This is a genomic window from Dokdonella sp. (assembly GCF_017744955.1).
Classification (GTDB): Bacteria; Pseudomonadota; Gammaproteobacteria; order Xanthomonadales; family Rhodanobacteraceae; genus Dokdonella_A.
The window spans coordinates 122,995-139,454 of the sequence record NZ_JAGIAG010000008.1 but is presented as its reverse complement, the minus strand read 5'-3'; the positions used below and the strand labels follow the sequence as shown (position 1 = coordinate 139,454).

Annotated in this window: 10 protein-coding genes; 5 read left to right on the top strand and 5 right to left on the bottom strand. The window is 70.2% G+C overall.

Going from position 1 to position 16,460, the window contains the following annotated elements; all coding sequences use genetic code 11:
* Positions 1-35: 35 nt before the first annotated feature.
* Positions 36-2,222: an endonuclease gene (locus J7520_RS19920; RefSeq protein WP_345776921.1), complete on the bottom strand. Its 2,187-nt coding sequence runs from the start codon at positions 2,220-2,222 to the stop codon at positions 36-38.
* A 335-nt stretch (positions 2,223-2,557) separates the two neighbouring features.
* Between J7520_RS19920 and groES the strand changes: the two genes are divergently transcribed.
* From groES to J7520_RS15645, 4 genes are all read left to right on the top strand, one after another.
* Positions 2,558-2,848, top strand: a complete 291-nt coding sequence (gene groES, locus J7520_RS15660) for a co-chaperone GroES (protein ID WP_291190108.1) — start codon at positions 2,558-2,560, stop codon at positions 2,846-2,848.
* Positions 2,849-2,983: 135 nt separating this feature from the next.
* Complete coding sequence (gene groL, locus J7520_RS15655; RefSeq protein ID WP_291190103.1) at positions 2,984-4,630, top strand: chaperonin GroEL; 1,647 nt, start codon at positions 2,984-2,986, stop codon at positions 4,628-4,630.
* A 208-nt stretch (positions 4,631-4,838) separates the two neighbouring features.
* On the top strand, positions 4,839-6,230 hold the full coding sequence (locus J7520_RS15650; protein ID WP_291190100.1) for a hypothetical protein: 1,392 nt from the start codon (positions 4,839-4,841) through the stop codon (positions 6,228-6,230).
* Positions 6,231-6,396: 166 nt separating this feature from the next.
* Complete coding sequence (locus J7520_RS15645) at positions 6,397-7,974, top strand: FAD-dependent oxidoreductase (protein ID WP_291190097.1); 1,578 nt, start codon at positions 6,397-6,399, stop codon at positions 7,972-7,974.
* Here J7520_RS15645 and J7520_RS15640 read toward each other — a convergent pair.
* Positions 7,971-8,516: a response regulator gene (locus J7520_RS15640; protein WP_291190094.1), complete on the bottom strand. Its 546-nt coding sequence runs from the start codon at positions 8,514-8,516 to the stop codon at positions 7,971-7,973. The genes J7520_RS15645 and J7520_RS15640 overlap by 4 nt on opposite strands.
* Positions 8,513-9,754, bottom strand: coding sequence for an ATP-binding protein (locus J7520_RS15635; protein ID WP_291190091.1), 1,242 nt, complete (start codon positions 9,752-9,754; stop codon positions 8,513-8,515). The genes J7520_RS15640 and J7520_RS15635 overlap by 4 nt, the downstream gene beginning before the upstream one ends.
* A gap of 273 nt (positions 9,755-10,027) precedes the next feature.
* Here J7520_RS15635 and J7520_RS15630 point away from each other — a divergent pair, with 273 nt between their 5' ends.
* A complete protein-coding gene (locus J7520_RS15630) occupies positions 10,028-12,628 on the top strand; it encodes a sialidase family protein (RefSeq protein ID WP_291190087.1) in 2,601 nt (866 codons plus the stop codon).
* A gap of 84 nt (positions 12,629-12,712) precedes the next feature.
* On the opposite strand, the gene J7520_RS15625 is transcribed toward J7520_RS15630, so the two are convergent.
* The gene (locus J7520_RS15625; RefSeq protein WP_291190083.1) at positions 12,713-14,086 is read right to left on the bottom strand and encodes a PepSY domain-containing protein; all 1,374 of its coding nucleotides are present in this window, start codon (positions 14,084-14,086) and stop codon (positions 12,713-12,715) included.
* Entirely contained in the window at positions 14,083-16,338 is a 2,256-nt protein-coding gene (locus J7520_RS15620; RefSeq protein ID WP_291190080.1) for a TonB-dependent receptor, read from the bottom strand. The genes J7520_RS15625 and J7520_RS15620 overlap by 4 nt, the downstream gene beginning before the upstream one ends.
* Positions 16,339-16,460: the final 122 nt, after the last annotated feature.

Below are 16,460 nucleotides of genomic sequence, written 5' to 3'. Positions count from 1 at the left end.
ACGCCCCTCCATGCGGAGGGGCGTGGGTGAAGCGGTTACGGCGCGGCTTCGAATCCGTTCTTGAAGATCGAGTCGGTGTCGACCGGCGGGTTGAGCACGCAGGTCGTGGGCGAGACCGATTCGAACAGGGCGCGCGTGGCCCATTCCGGATGGTCGACGAACGGGTTGCGATTGCCCTGGAAGCTCTGGATCACCTCGTTGCGCGCCAGTTCGGACGCATCCGGCGGATCGGCCTGGTGCCAGGCGAGCAAGTCACTCAACAGACCCATGTAGGCGGTCTGCGAGTAGTTGTTCATCTGCACGATGCGGCTGCGGTCGTCGGTCAGTTCGAGTTCCGGCTCGTTCTGGCCGCTGACCGGATCGACGCCGCCTTCGTAGCGGATCGCCATGTAGAAGATCGCGCGCGCCATCTCGCCCTTGCGATGGTTCCAGGCTTCGAACGAACCCTGGTTGCCGTCCGGCGTCTTCACCCAGTTCGAATTGCCGGGATAGATGCCGCTGCCGCCGCCGACGCCGCCGTTCGCCTCGGTGGTGCGTTCGCCGCAATTGGTCGCGCAGTTGGCGAACGGCTTGTTGCCGCGGTCGGAGTTCCACTGCGTGTCGGACAGCCACAGCATGTGCGTGTCGGTGTACGGCGCGTTCGGCTTGCCGAGGTTGCCGGTCGCGCCGGGGAAGCCGAGCGAGTTCGGCCAGGTGTGCTCGCGGTTGTAGGTGAGGCCCGAACCGGTGCCGGCGCGGTCGCTGACCTTGGTGTAGGAGCGGTTGCGGTACACGTCGACGATCTTGCCGGCGTTGTTCGGGTCTTCCTGCGCGAGTTCGAGGATCGTCCAGGTGTTGGTGCCCGAGCCGCTGTACGGATACGCGGTGTGGCCGCGGATCGTCGCGTGCAGCGAGCAGCGCAGCTGGTCGGGGCTGCTGGTGTTGACCTGCGCGTAGTAGCCCTCGACGGTGCCGGTGGCGACGTGGAAGGTCGCCGCGTAGTCGGCGGCCATCGCGATGCCGCCGACGTTGCGCACGCCGTCGGCATCGACGGTGAAGGTGCAGGTCGCGCCGGCGGGCAGCACGGTGTCGGGGGTCAGCGTGCGCGAGTCGCCGCTGCCGGTCTCGGCGAGTGCGATCGGCGTTGCGTCGCAGGCCAGCGCGAACGCATTGGTCGTGGTGACGGCTTCGCTGAAGGTCACGCGCACGTCGCTGGCCAGCGCGACGTTGGTCGCGCCGTTGGCCGGCGTCGTCGAGAGCACCGTCGGCGGCGTGTTGGCCGGATCGGCGGTGGTGAACGTGACGACGTAGTCGGCGGCGAGCGCATCCGGCGTGCCGTCGCGGTCGACGACGCCGCTGGCGAGGGTCGTCCAGGTGCAGCTCTCGTTCGCGGCGAACGCCGGCGAGGGCGTGAGCGCGTAGGCGCCGGGGCCGCCGCTGACCGTGGCGGTGTGGCTGCCGGAGGTCGCGCACTCGATCGTGAACCACGGCGCCGTCACCGTGACCGCTTCGCTGAAGGTCACGCTGAGCACGGCGCCGAGGCCGACGTTGGTCGCGCCGTTGGCGGGCGCGACGGCGACCACGGTCGGCGGCACGTCGACCGGCGGATCGCCGGCGATCGCGAAGATGACGTCGTCGAGCGCGAGACCGTCTTCCGGCCCCGGGATGTCGGTGTCGAGCCAGCGCACCCACACCGTCGCCGACGGGGCGAGGTCGAGACCCGTGATCGAGCCGGAAATCGCCGTGCGGTTCGCGGCGAGGTTGCCATCGAGCTTGCCGGCGGTGCCGCTGGTGACGGGCGAGGAGAAGTCGAGCGCCGGCACGTCGGTCCAGAAGGCCGCGTCGTCGCCGAGCGAGGTCGCATCGAGGCTGTACTGCACGTGCAGCGTGTCGGCGCGGCCGGCGGCGCCGAGGCGCCACTGCTCGCCGGTGTAGCTGACCGCGATCTCGCTGACCGCCGCGCCGGATTCGTTGCGCAGGCGCGCGCCGACCATCGGCGACAACGAGCCGGAGCGCAGCAGGCCGAGCGCGCGTTCGCTGCTGCCGCCGGCGCCGTAGCTGTAGGTGTTGCCGGAATTGGAGCTGCCGTCGTCGGCGGCATAGCTGGTGTTGGCGTTGTTGCCGGTCTCGAGGAAGTACCAGCCGTCCGGCAGCGTCGAACCGGTGCCGCTGGAGGCGAGCGAGTCGAACGTCTGCGTGGCCGGCGTGCCGGTCAGGGCGACGTACTGGGCGGACGCGGGCACGGCGCCCGCGAGGAAAAGCAAAGACAAGGACGCCCGCAGGGCGTCGCGGTGTAAGGACATGCGGATTTTCCCCAGGAACAGGCGTCCGAGCGTAGACGCGGATCGAAGTCTAGCCCGTGGCCCGTGACGAGCGCATGTCGCGGCGGGACGCCGCCATCGTCCGGTGCGCGAAAACGGACCTCTTGAAACCCCCGGCGCCGGCTGCATCTGTCGTTCCGGGTCGGCGGAGCCTTTCTTCGGGAATCGTTCGCCGCTAAACTTGGCACTCACAAGATTCAAGTGCTAACAATCTTTCCAAACCCCTTTCACATCAACCTGTTGACGGAGACTCTCCAATGAAGCTTCGCCCGTTGCACGACCGCGTCATCATCAAGCGTCTGGAAGCCGAAACGAAGTCGGCTGGCGGCATCGTGATCCCCGACGCCGCTGCCGAAAAGCCGATCAAGGGCGAAGTCGTCGCCGCCGGTACCGGCAAGATCCAGGAAGACGGCAAGGTCCGCCCGATGGCGGTCAAGGTCGGCGACATCGTGCTGTTCGGCAAGTACAGCGGCACCGAGGTCAAGGTCGACGGCCAGGAGCTCCTGGTCATGCGCGAAGAAGACCTGATCGCCGTCGTCGAGAAGTGAGAGGGCCGGGATTGGTGATCGGGGATTGGTGATTCGTAAGAGCGAGTCTGCTCCGAGTCCGATCCCGTCACCTCAAGTCCCGCTCCCGCTTTTTCCGAATCCCCCATCACGAATCACGAATCCCGGAGCTCCACCATGGCAGCCAAAGAAATCCGTTTCTCCGAAGACGCCCGCGCGCGCATCCTGCGCGGCGTGAACACCCTCGCCAACGCGGTCAAGGCCACCCTCGGCCCGAAGGGCCGCAACGTCGTGCTCGAGAAGAGCTTCGGCGCGCCGACGATCACCAAGGACGGCGTGTCCGTCGCCAAGGAGATCGAACTGGCCGACAAGTTCGAGAACATGGGCGCGCAGATGGTCAAGGAAGTCGCTTCCAAGACCTCCGACGTCGCCGGTGACGGCACCACCACCGCCACCGTTCTCGCCCAGGCGCTGATCCGCGAAGGCCTCAAGGCCGTCGCCGCCGGCATGAACCCGATGGACCTCAAGCGCGGCATCGACAAAGCCGTGATCGCCGCGGTCGAGGAGCTGAAGAAGCTGTCCAAGCCGTCGGCGGACTCCAAGTCGATCGCCCAGGTCGGCGCGATCTCGGCCAACGGCGACGACGCGATCGGCAAGCTGATCGCCGAGGCGATGGACAAGGTCGGCAAGGAAGGCGTGATCACGGTCGAGGAAGGTTCGGGTCTCGAGAACCAGCTCGACACGGTCGAGGGCATGCAGTTCGACCGCGGCTACCTGTCGCCGTACTTCATCAACAACCAGCAGAGCCAGCAGGTCGAGCTCGACGACCCGTACGTGCTGCTGTACGACAAGAAGATCTCCAACGTGCGCGAGCTGCTGCCCGTGCTCGAAGGCGTCGCCAAGGCCGGCAAGCCGCTCCTGATCGTCGCCGAGGAAGTCGAAGGCGAGGCGCTGGCGACCCTGGTCGTCAACACCATCCGCGGCATCGTCAAGGTCGCGGCCGTGAAGGCGCCGGGCTTCGGTGACCGCCGCAAGGCGATGCTGGAAGACATGGCGATCCTGACCGGCGGCCAGGTCATCTCCGAGGAAGTCGGCCTGCAGCTCGAGAAGGCCACGCTGAAGGACCTCGGCCGCGCGAAGAAGGTGCTGATCTCCAAGGAGAACACCACCATCATCGACGGCGCCGGCGAAGCGGCGGCGATCCAGTCGCGCATCAAGCAGATCAAGGCGCAGATCGAGGAGACCTCCTCCGACTACGACCGCGAGAAGCTGCAGGAGCGCGTGGCCAAGCTGGCCGGCGGCGTGGCGGTGATCAAGGTCGGCGCCGCGACGGAAGTGGAAATGAAGGAAAAGAAGGCGCGCGTCGAAGACGCCCTGCACGCCACGCGTGCGGCGGTCGAGGAAGGCGTGGTGCCGGGCGGTGGCGTCGCGCTGATCCGCGCGCTGGCCGGCCTGTCCAAGCTCAAGGGCGACAACGAAGACCAGAACCACGGCATCCAGATCGCCAAGCGCTCGATGGAAGCGCCGCTGCGCGAGATCGTCACCAATGCCGGTGAAGAGGCTTCGGTCATCCTGAACAAGGTCGCCGAGGGCAAGGGCAACTTCGGCTACAACGCGGCCAGCGGCGAGTACGGCGACATGGTCGAGCTCGGCATCCTCGACCCGACCAAGGTCACGCGCACCGCGCTGCAGAACGCCGCGTCGATCGCCGGCCTGGTCATCACGACCGAGGCGATGGTCGCCGAAGCGCCGAAGAAGGAAGAAGCCCACAACCACGGCCCGGCCGGTGGCGGCATGGGTGGCATGGGCGGCATGGATTTCTAAGAAGTCCGACGCGCCGCAGCGTTCCCTCGCCGGTGTGGCGAGGGAACACCAGCGCCGATGTTTCACACGAAAAGCCCCGCAGCGATGCGGGGCTTTTTGTTTGCCGCTGCGTTGATCTGAGACGGTTTTGATGCGATCCGAACACGATTCGAATGCACTCCGGCCGGTCGGAACGCAAGGTCGTGGCTCCCGTTCCCGGAGTCCGTCGATGCACCGATCCCTGTTTCTCGCTGCCTGTCTCGCCGTTTCGTTCTGCCTGCCTGCGCGCGCCGCCGACGGCGCGCCCGATCCTTCTTTCGGCGACGGCGGCCGCGCCTTCGTCACGCCGGACGACGTCGAGGCACGCACGCTGTACCCGTACGCGAGCGCCGTGCTGCCGGACGGCAAGCTGCTGTTCGGCGGCTTTCGCGGCCAGTTCAACCCGAAGCTGCCGTGGGAGCTCAAGCTGCGCGCGATGCTCGCGCGCATGAACGCCGACGGTAGCGTCGACACTAGCTTCGGCAACACCTCGATCCCCGGCGTGGTCGTGCTGCCGGATCTGGTGCCGAACACGCGCATCCAGTCGATCCAGTCGATGTATCGCCTGGAGGACGGCTCGATCCTCGCCGCCGGCACCGCGGTCGCCGAAGCGCCGGCGACCGGCTTCGTGCTCAAGCTGCACGCCGACGGCAGCTTCGACACCGGCTTCGGCACACAGGGCAAGACCGTGTTGCCGTACACCGAATTCGACGCGCTGGCGGTCGACAGCCAGGGCCGCATCGTCGTCGCCGGCACCAACGTCGAGGACTTCGGCCGCACGATCGCGACGGTCGTGCGCCTGCTGCCCGACGGTTCGTTCGACGCCGGCTTCGGCGACGCCGGCGTGCGCGCGATCGACTGGGACGACGCCACCCACGCGGGCAGCCTCGACGACGTCGCGCTGACCGCCGACGACCGCATCGTCGTCGGCGGCCGCTACAGCACCGGCGGCCCGAACAGCGACTTCGCGATCGCGCGCCTCGCCGCCGACGGCCGTTTCGATACCAGCTTCGCCGAGCGCGGCTGGCGCAGCTTCAACGACACCGGCGCGGCCTCGCCGCGCAACGGCGTCGAACGCCTCGCTCTCGCCGCCGACGGCAGCATCGTCTTCGCCGGCCAGTACACCAACGCGGCCGGCCGCGCCGCGCTCGTGCTCGGCCGCCTCGCCGCCGACGGCGCCACCGATGCGGGCTTCGGCGACACCGCCTCGCCGGGCTATCTGAAGCCGGCGATCCTGTCCGACGCGTTCGGCGTCGACGCGACCGACCTGCTGATCCAGCCCGACGGCAAGCCGGTGGTGGCGGTGACCTATTTCGCCGAGCAGACCAAGAAGCAGTTCTTCGTGCTGCGCGCCGGCGCCGACGGCCGCCTCGACACCGGATTCGCCGACGGCGGACTGCTGATCGCCGACCTTGCCCCCGACGGCGCCGGCAGCGAAACCGGTTGCCTCGTTCAGCAGCCCGACGGCCGCCTGGTCGTCGCCGGCCGCGCCGAGCGCAGCGATCCGCTCGGCGATCTCGCCGTGCTGCGCCTGCTCGGCGACGCGCCGACCGATCGCGTCTTCGCCGACGGATTCGACTGAGCGGAGGCGAGGTCCGCGCCGGCGATCGGCATGCGTAGACGCCGGCGGCTGCGAGGCCGCCGGCCCGAGCCGGCGCGGGGCGGACCGCTTCGCGCCGAATGTCGCGAAGCGGCGCGAAATGACGTTCTCTTTCCATGAACCGCTGCGGCGGACGGGGGAGGGGACGATGGCGCGGACTGCGTTGGCCGAGCTGTTGCGTCGCTCGGCAGGGTTGGCCGAGCGCGCACGTGTTTCCGGCGAGCCACTGGCCGAAGCGATCGAGCGCGAGCGCGCGCAGCGCATCGACCGCGCGCGGCGGCGTTTCCTGCGCCAGGGTGCCGGCGTCGCGGCCGGCCTGCTGCTCGCGGCGTGCGCGCCGCCGTTGCGGCGCAGCGCCGATGAGGACGTGGTCGTCGTCGGCGCCGGCATTGCCGGCCTGACCTGCGCGCACCGGTTGCGTCGCGCCGGCGTCGGCGTGCGGCTGTACGAGGCGCAGGAGCGCGTCGGCGGCCGCATCTGGAGCCTGCGCGGGCATTTCGCCGACGGCCAGGTCTGCGAACTCGGCGGCGAATTGATCGACAGCGGCCACACCCGCATGCGCGCGCTCGCCGCCGAACTCTGCCTCGCGCTCGACGACCTCGCCGACGATCCGACCGCGGCCGACGGCGAGGTCTGGTTCTGCGGCGGACGCCGCTACGACGAAGCGGCGATCCTGCACGAGTTCGCGCCACTCGCGGCAGCGATCCGCCGCGACGTCGAGCGCCTGGGCGGAGGCGAGATCACCGCCGCCGCGCCGCGCGGCGCCGAGGCGCTCGACCGGCAGTCGATGGCGCAATGGCTCGATCGAAACGGCGCTTCCGGCTGGCTGCGCACCTTGATCGAAGTCGCGTTCACGACCGAAATGGGCCTGGAGTGCGAGGAGCAGTCCGCGCTGAACTTCCTCACCTTCATCGATCCGGGAACCGACCGCTTTCGCGTGTTCGGCGACAGCGACGAGCGCTTCCACGTGCACGGCGGCAACGACCAGATCGTGCAGCGGCTCGGCGCGAAGCTCGACGATGCGATCACCTGCGGCGCCGTGCTGGAAGCGCTGCGGCAATCGGCCGACGGCGTCTACACGCTGAGCTTCGCGCGCGGCGCCGGCGCGTTCGAGGTGCGCGCGCGTCGCGTCGTGCTGGCGCTGCCGTTCACCACGCTGCGCCGCGTGCGGCTCGATGCGCCACTGCCGCCGGCGCAGCGGCGGGCGATCGCCGAGCTCGGCTACGGCACCAATGCGAAGCTGATGATCGGCTTCGGCGAACGCGTCTGGCACACCCGTCACGCACGCAGCGGTAGCACCTACAGCGACCTGCCGCTGCAGACGACCTGGGAGACCAGCCGCAGGCAGCCCGGCAGCGCCGGCCTGCTGACCAATTTCACCGGCGGCCGTCACGGCGTGGAGATCGGCCGCGGCACGCCGCGGCAGCAGGCCGATCTCGCCGCGAGCCAGCTCGAGGCGATCTTTCCCGGCATCGCCGCCGCGCGTGCCGACGCGCGCGAGGCGCGCTTCCACTGGCCTAGTTTTCCGTGGGCGCAGGGCAGCTACGCCTGCTTCCGGCCGGGCCAGTGGACGAGCCTGCGCGGCGCGCTCGGCGAGCGCGTCGGCGACCTGCATTTCGCCGGCGAGCACTGCGCGCTGGAGAATCAGGGCTTCATGGAAGGCGGTGTCGAGAGCGGCGAGGCGGCGGCGCAGGCGCTTCTCGGCCGGCGCGCCGCGGCGGCCTAGTCGCCGAGCGTTTCCGGCGCGCGCCGTTCCGGCCCCGGCCGCTTGGCGAGCTTGCGCTGCAGGGAGCGTCGATGCATGCCGAGCAGGCGCGCGGCGGCGGCGATGTTGCCGTCGGTTTCCTTCAGCGCCTGCTGGATGTGCTCCCACTCCAGTCGCGCCAGCGGCGTCATCGTCGCTTCCGCCTGCGCCTGCACCGTCTCGCCGCGCAGCGTGCGCAGCAGCGCCTCGGCGGTGACCGGCTTGGCCAGGTAGTCGTCGGCGCCGCGCTTGATCGCGTCGACCGCGGTGGCGACGCTGGCGTAGCCGGTCATCAGCACGATGCGCGTCCGCTCGCCGAGTTCGCGCAGCGGTTCGATCAGGGCGAGGCCTGATTCGTGGCCGAGCTTCAGATCGAGCAGCACGAAATCCGGAATCCGTTCGCGCGCCTGCGCCAGCGCCGAGGCGGCGTCGTGCGCGATGCGCAGCGCCACGCCGCGGCGCGCGAGCGAACGCTGCAGGGTCTGCGCGTACAGCACGTCGTCGTCGACCAGGAGCCCGTTCACGCGACGGTCTCCATCTGCAGCGGCAGGCGGAACGACACGCGCGTGCCGCGCCCCGGCGCCGCCTGCAGCGACAGCTCGCCGCCGAGGCGTTCGACCGTCGCATGCGACAGCGCCAGGCCGACGCCGAGTCCGTCCGGCTTGGTGCTGCGGAACAGCGCGCCGGGCGCGGCCTGTTCGGAAATGCCGTCGCCGTAGTCGCGCACCGAGCCGTGCAGCGCGACGCCGTCGCTGGCCAGATGCAGCGCGATGCGCCGTTCGCCGGCGGCCTCGCTCGCGTCGGCGGCGTTGTTCAGCAGCGCGATCAGCAGGTGCCCGACGCCGGGCGCGAGGCGCGCGGCCGGCGCATCGGCGAGGTCGCCTTCGCGTTCGAGTTCGATCGCCGGCCGCAGCAGCCGCCAGCGCTCGATCAGCGCCTCGATCGCGGCGGCGAGCGGACGTTCGTCGGCGCCCGCGCGATCGGCCGGCGCGGCCAGCTCGCGCACGCGATCGCGGCAGGCGTCGACGAGCGCGGCCATCGTTTCGAGTTCGCCGCGATCGGCGCCGGTCGGTGTCTGGTCGAGGCGGTCTTCGAGCATCAGCGTCAGCGTCGCCAGCGGCGTGTTGAGTTCGTGCGCGACCGCCGCCGCATGCGTCGCCAGGGCGAGGATGCCTTCGTTGCGCGCGAACTGCTCGCGCAGCCGCGCCAGTTCGCGTTCGCGCTCGCGCAGCGCCTGCGCCAGCCGCGTCAGGAAGAACACCACCACCAGCGCCGACACCGCGAACATCACCGCCATGCCGGCCAGATGCAGGTTGAACGGATCGGCGAAGGCACCGTGCACGTGCGGCAGCGGCACGCCGAACAGCGCCGAGGCGGCGTAGCCGAGGCCGCACAGCACCGCCGTCAGCAGCACCCAGGGCATCGGCAGCGCGACGGCGAGCAGCGCGATCGGCAGCAGGAACAGCGGCGCGAACGGATTCATCGCGCCGCCGCTCCAGGCGATCACCCAGGCCAGCACGGCGATGTCGACGGCGACTTGCGCGACGATTTCGCCGGCGCCCACCTCGGCGCTGCGCCGCGCGCGCCAGCCGGCCCACAGATTGAACGCGGCCAGCGCGGCGACACCGCCCCACAGCGGCGCCGCGCGCAGCGGAATGCCGAGCAGATGCACGGCCAGAACGATCGCGACGGCCTGCCCGCCGACCGCGAGCCAGCGCAGCATGACCAGGTTGCGCAGCAGGCTCGGCGACGGGTCGTTCATGCGGGGGTGAATCCTACCTGCGGCCGGGCGGCCTGCTCGTGTTCGATGGGGGCGTCGCGGAAATCGCTTGAGATATCCGCCTGTAGACTGATACAAATGCGCTGAATTGATCAGTCTACAGGCGTAGTTTCGGGTCGGAATTTGCTAGATTGCCGCCCGTTCGCTCGCCGCGGCGCGATCCATTCCTGCCTGTCGGGGTGCAAGCGGACTTCTTTTCGGAAAGCGCAGTACTGGGGCCATCGTCTGGGGTGGATCCAATCCGGGAGTGTCCAAATGAAGCTTGGTAAGCAGGCATCGCGGCTCGCGGCCGCGATGGGGTTGTCCGTCGTCGCCGGTCTCGCCGCCCCTCAACCCGTTCTCGCCGCCGACACCGACGCGCAGGAATCGGCACAGGCGCTTCGCGCCGAAGAAGGGCCGCTCGCCGGCCGTCTGGCCTACATGGACTCGCGTCGGCGCGGGCCCACCGCGGACTTCAACGCCGCCGCCGCGCGCGCGACCGCAATGCAGCAGCGCCTCGCTGCGATGAATCGCGGCCATGGCTTGCCGGCGGCCTACGAGCACGCCGAGGCGTGGGAACCGATCGGTCCGGCGCCGCTGGTCGGCGGTCAGACACCGACCAGTCCGTGGATCGCGAGCCCGGTGTCCGGCCGCGTCAGTTCGATCGCGATCGACGCCACCGACAACGTGGTCTTCGTCGGCGGCGCGCAAGGCGGCATCTGGCGCAGCGACAATCTCGGCGCGACCTGGCGCCCGCTCACCGACGAGCTGGCGTCGCTCGCGATCGGCGCCATCGCGATCGCGCCGGGCACCCATCCGCGCAACCAGGCCACGTTGTACGTCGGCACCGGCGAAGGCAACTACAGCGCCGATTCGTACGCCGGCGTCGGCGTCTACAAGTCCACCGATTCCGGCCGTACCTGGTCCGGCCCATACGGCTCGGCGCTGTTCACCAACCGCAGCGTGAATTCGATCGTCGTCGACCGCAGCAATCCGAACAACGTGCTCGCCGTGACCGGCAGCGGCGTGTTCGGCAGCGGCGCGGTCACCGGCCCGACCTTGCCGCCGCGCGGCATTTTCCGCTCCACCGACGGCGGCGTGACCTGGACTAAGATGACCACCCAGGCGACCAACGACGCGATGTCGCGCCTGATCCAGGACCCGGCCGTCTCGACGCGCTTCTGGGCCGCCGGCTACGCGGTCAGCGCCACGACCGGCGGCGTGCAGCGCTCCGACGACGGCGGCGTGACCTGGACCCAGGTCGCCGGCACCGGCGGACTGCCGCCGCTCGATGCGAACGCGAGCTGGGGCCGTGCGTGGATCGCCGGCGCGACCGACCCCGACAGCAACGACGCCGTGCTCTACATCGGCAACTCGCAAGCGAATTCGGGCATCGGCGGCGGCAAGATCTTCAAATCCGCCGACGGCGGCACGACCTGGACCGAGCTGACCGCGGCGCGCGGCTATTGCCAAGGCCAATGCTTCTACGACCTGGCGCTCGCGGTCGAGCCGACCGATCCGAACGTGCTCTACACCGGCGGCGCGGGCAACGCCGGCACCAGCGACGGCACCAACGACGGCGTCGAGAACGTGCCGAGCATGTTCATGCGCTCCGACGACGGCGGCACCACCTTCGTCAGCAAGATCCGCAGCGCCGACCGCACCACCGCGCTGCACGCCGACGTGCACGCGATCGAGAACTGGCCCGGCCATCCGAACGAGATCTGGGTCGGCAACGACGGCGGCATCTGGCGCTCGACCGACGGCGGCGACAACTGGGTCAATCTCAACACCACGCTGCAGATCACCCAGTTCCAGGGCTGCGACCTGCACCCGACCGACCCGAACGGCGCCTACGGCGGCACCCAGGACAACGGCACCAACGGCTGGGCCGGCAGCGTCGGCTGGCCGCACCTCGATTTCGGCGACGGCGGCTACGCCAAGATCGACCAGGGCAATCCGCAGAACCTGGTGCACACCTACTTCAACCAGAGCAATTACCTGATCGGCGTCGGTTTCACGACGAGCGGCTTCGCGACGACGCAGGGCAACTACTTCGCCTCGACGGCGGATTCGAATCCATCCGTCGGCAACGGTATCGATTTCGGCGACCGCGTGCTGTTCTACGCGCCGATCCATCTCGACCGCGGCCATTCCGACACGCTGTACTTCGGCACCAACCGCCTGTGGAAGGCGCCGGCGTTCTTCGCGCAGACGGTGGACCAGAACGGCAACGGCCAGCCCGGCATCTTCTCTGCGCTGGGCGCCGGCACCGGCGGCCAGGATCTCACCGGAGGTACGATCGGCGCGGGCGACGGCGGTGCGATCAGTGCGATCGAAACGGTGGCCAATCCGGCGCCGGGCCTCGACGCGCAGGTCGTCTTCACCGGTTCGAGCGACGGTCACGTGTTCCGCTCGACCGACGGCGGCGCCAGCTTCGTCGAAGTCGACGCGCTGCCGGCGGTGATCGGACTGTTCGTCTCCGACATCAAGGTCGATCCGCGCAACCCGCAGATCGTGTTCCAGTCGCGCGCCGGCTTCAGCGGCGCGATGCCGGCGCACAACATCCGCAAGTCGGTCGACGGCGGCAGCACCTGGACGGACGCCTCGATCGGCCTGCCCGACGTGCCGGTCAGCGCGATCGCGTTCGATCCGGTCGCGCCGAACACGCTCTGGGCCGGCACCGACATCGGTGTGTATCTCTCCGTCGACGGCGGCGCCACCTGGAATCCGTACACCAACGGCCTGCCGAACGTCGCGGTGTTCGATCTCGTCGCCAATCACGCGACCGGCACTCTGCTCGCCTGCACGCACGGGCGCGGCGCGTTCCGCCTGAAGCTCGACGCGATCTTCATCGACGGCTTCGACGGCGACTGAGGACCGCAGCGAACGGACCGCGCCGTACCTTATCGGCGCGGTCCGCTCGAAGCGGCATCGACAGGTCCGGACCCCGCGTCGTCGTCACGCGGTGCGCAAGCCGAGGAAGTGCGTCAGCCGCACCGAGCGCCGCAGCGCCCAGCGTTCGAGCGCGATCACCACCAGCAACGAAGCGCCGAACAGCGGCAGCAGTATGGCGAACACGACGACGAGGCCGAGGAACGGCCACGACAGCCGCCGCGCCGCGTGTGCCGGCGGCGCGCCGAGCACGCCGGCGCGGCGGCGCTTCCACCACATCGCGATCGCGCTCACGCTGACGGCGATCAGGCCGAATGCGGTGAACACGCCGAGCGCCTGGTTCGGCCAGCCGAACAATTGGCCCTCGTGCGCGGCGACGCCGACGCCGACGACGCGGTCGAGCAGGGCGCGTTGACCGAAGTCGGTGCGCTGCACGATCGCGCCGCGCGCGCCGTCGAGCGCCAGGTTCGCGCGCAGCGGCCGGTTCTGCGCGTCGGAGCGTGCGCTCCAGTTCGCGTTCGCCCGCGACGGCGGTGCGATCAGCACCGGCGCGGCGAGGCGCTGCGCCTCGACCAGCGGCACCAGCCGATCGAGCGCGGCGTAGTCGTGCGGCAGCGATGCGTCCGTATGCGCGCCATGCCCGGCGTGCTCGCCGCCCGTCGATGCGTTCGCCGCGCGCCGCTCGGCCAGTTCGCCGGAACGGCCCGTGCTCCAGTCCTGCCGCACCACCGTCGCACTGCCGAGGCTGCGCACTTCCTTCAGCAGGCCGCCCCAGGACTTCGCCCACGGCAGGCCCGAGAACAGCAGGAACAAGGCGAACAGCGACACCCACACGCCGGTCACCGCGTGCAGGTCGCGCCAGAAGCGCCGCCCACCCGCGCGCAGGCGCGGATACAGCACGCCGGCCGCGCCCGCGCCGTCGCGCGGCCACCACAGCCACAGTCCGCTGAGCAGCATCACGATCGCCCACGACGCGGCCAGCTCGACGATCATCGAGCCGCGGTCGCCGAGCATCAGCTCGCCGTGCAGGCGGAAGATCAGACGCATCGGGCGCTGGTCCTCGTCGACGGTCTTCAGGACCGCCAGCGTCTGCGGATGCACGTAGACGCGCACCAGCCGCTCGCCGCTGCCGACCAGCACGCGCACCGCGGCGTCCGGCGACGGCGGCAGCTCGTACGCATTCAGCGCCGAACCCGGCACCGCGGCCAGTGCCGCGGCGACGATCGCCTGCGGCGCAGCGCGCGCGCCATCGACGGCGAGATGGTCGTAGGGGCGGTCGAGCCAGGCTTCGATCTGCGGCTTGAACAGGTAGATCGAACCGGTCGCGGCCAGCCACAGCACGAACGGAATGCAGAACAGGCCGGCGTAGAAATGCCAGCGCCAGACCGTGCGGTAGTCCAGTCCGCGCGCGGGTCGTGCGTCGACGCCGATCGCGCTCATCGGTACGACACCTTGCCTTCGGCGTAGAACGTGCGGCCCGGATACGGGTGATAGACGAAGATGCGCCGGTCGGTGGCGTTGTCGATGCCGAAGCCGAGTTCGGCCTGCGCGCCGAGGCGCACTTTCAGCTTGGCGTCGACGAGGAAGTAGGCGCTGGTGCCGCCGAACGTGTCCGGATGCACGTCGGAATTGTCGAGCGTGTTGTACTGCCGGCCGGAGTAGCGCGCGGCCAGGGTCAGCGCGACCGCGTCGCCGAAGCGGTACGTGCCGACCGCGTCCGCGCGCCATTCGGGAATGCGGTAGAAGCGCTTGCCGACGCTGGCCGGGTTCTTCGCGTTGGCGAGCGTGCGCGCGTCGTTGTGCGCGGCGCTGAGGCCGAGGTCGAAGCCGGCGAGGAGATCCCGCGCGTCCCAGGCGATTTCCTGCCCGCGCGTGCGCACGCGGTCGACGTTCTGGATGTTGGTCACGGTCGGGAACACGGTCGTGTTGGTCTGGCTGAACAGCGCGTCGCGCACGTCGTCCTCGTACAGCGAGAAGCGCAGCGTGCCCGTTTCCAGCGCGCGCTCGACGGTGAGGTCCTTGGAGAAGGAGCGTTCCGGTTCCAGGTTCGGGTCGTTGTTGACCAGCGCGCCGCCGGTGATGCGGCCCTGGAACAGTTCGCCGACGGTCGGCAGCCGCACCGCGCGGCCGAGCGAGAGGCGCACGTTCCAGCCGGCGTCGAGTTCGCGTTCGAGCGCCAGCTTCGGCGACCAGTACGTGTCCGAGCGGCCGGCATAGTCGAGTCGCGTCGCGTCCTGCGCGCGCAGGCCGTCGAACGCGCGCCAGCGCTCGACGCGCACGCCCGCGACGAGCTTCCACCGCGGCGCGAAACGCCAGGCGTCCTGCGCGAACAGCGCCTGGGTCTGCGTCTTGCCGGCGAATGCGTTGTCGAACGCGGTCAGGCTGCGCGCGCGCCAGTCGGTCGCATCGAAGGTGCGGCTGTCCTGCACGTAGCGGTCGTAGTGATAGCCGAACGCGAGCGCATGCGCGTCACCGTCGCGTACGCGGTCGACGCGCAGATCGAACGTGCGCCAGCCGCTGCCGTCGCCGTAGGTGACCTGGCCCGCGCCTTCGCCGGCGCCGGCCGAGGTCGCCGACACGTCGCGCGCGACGTCGAACAGCGAGGCGGTCGCCTGGTAGCGCCAGCCGCCGTCGTTCCGCGACGAGAACGAGAGGCCGTACAGGCGCCTCTCGCCGTCGCCGTCGCCGGGCGCGAACGCATTCGCCGGCAGCACGTAGTGCCGGCCGTCGACGGCGACGGCGCCGCTGCTGACGACGCGCCCGTCGGCGTCGCGCAGGTCGCTGCCGGTGCGGTTGCTCGAATCCTGGCGCCAGTCGACCACGCTCAGCGACAGCCGCGTCGCCGGTGCGAAGTCGTAGGCGAGCTTGAGCTTGAGCTGGGTGTTGTCGATGCGCGTCTCGCCTTCGCCGTTGACGCCGAAGGCGTAGCCGCGGCGGCCGAACTGGTCGACGTACGGCGAGGCGCCGCGCACTGCGACGTCGCCGTCGCCGGCCGGCGTGCTCGACGCCGTCGCGGTGTAGAAGCTCAGCGGCTGCCCGGCATTCTTCAGGTGATCGACGCTGAGCAGGTACGACCAGGCGCCGCTGCGGCTGCCGACGTAGGCGCTCTCGTGCGAGCCGTCGTAGTCGCCGCGCGTACGGAACAGGTCGAACGTCTGGCGCAGCCACTGCGCGCTCGCGTCGGCCTCGAACTGCGTCGGCATGCGCGTGGTGATCAAGACGCTGGCGCCGAGCGAGTTGCCCGGCAGCGCCGCCGAGTACGGGCCGTACAGCACGTCGACGCGGCCGATCTCCGCCGGCGCGACCGCCGACCAGCGCGGCGCGAAGCCGAAGTCCGAGCCGAGCAGGTTGCTGAGCAGCAGGCCGTCGGCATAGACCAGGGTGCGTGCGGACTGGCGCGAGCTGGTGCTGCGTACCGACACGATCGCGTTGTTGTCGCCGACGAAGCGTCGGCGCACGGCGAGGTTCGGCGCGTACTTCAGCGCATCCTCGCTGCTGGCCACGTTGAACGCGTCGAGCGCGTCGGCGTCGATGCCGAACGCCGGGCCCGGCGTGTCCGGCGCGAGGCCGGCGGCGTCGCCTTTCGAGGCGGTGACGACGACGCGTTCGAGGTCGACCTGCGGCAATTCCTCGGCCGGCGCCGCCAGGGGCAGGACCGCGAAGGCGGCGGCGAGTGGATGGAGACGCGGCATCGGCGACCTGGTTGGAGACGGGGAGGCCGTGCGCGATGGCGCCCGGCGCGAGCCGCGCAGTCTCGGCCGGCCGCCGCCTTCGCGACAGTGACCGACTGACGCACGGGCCCGTTGCTGGGTAC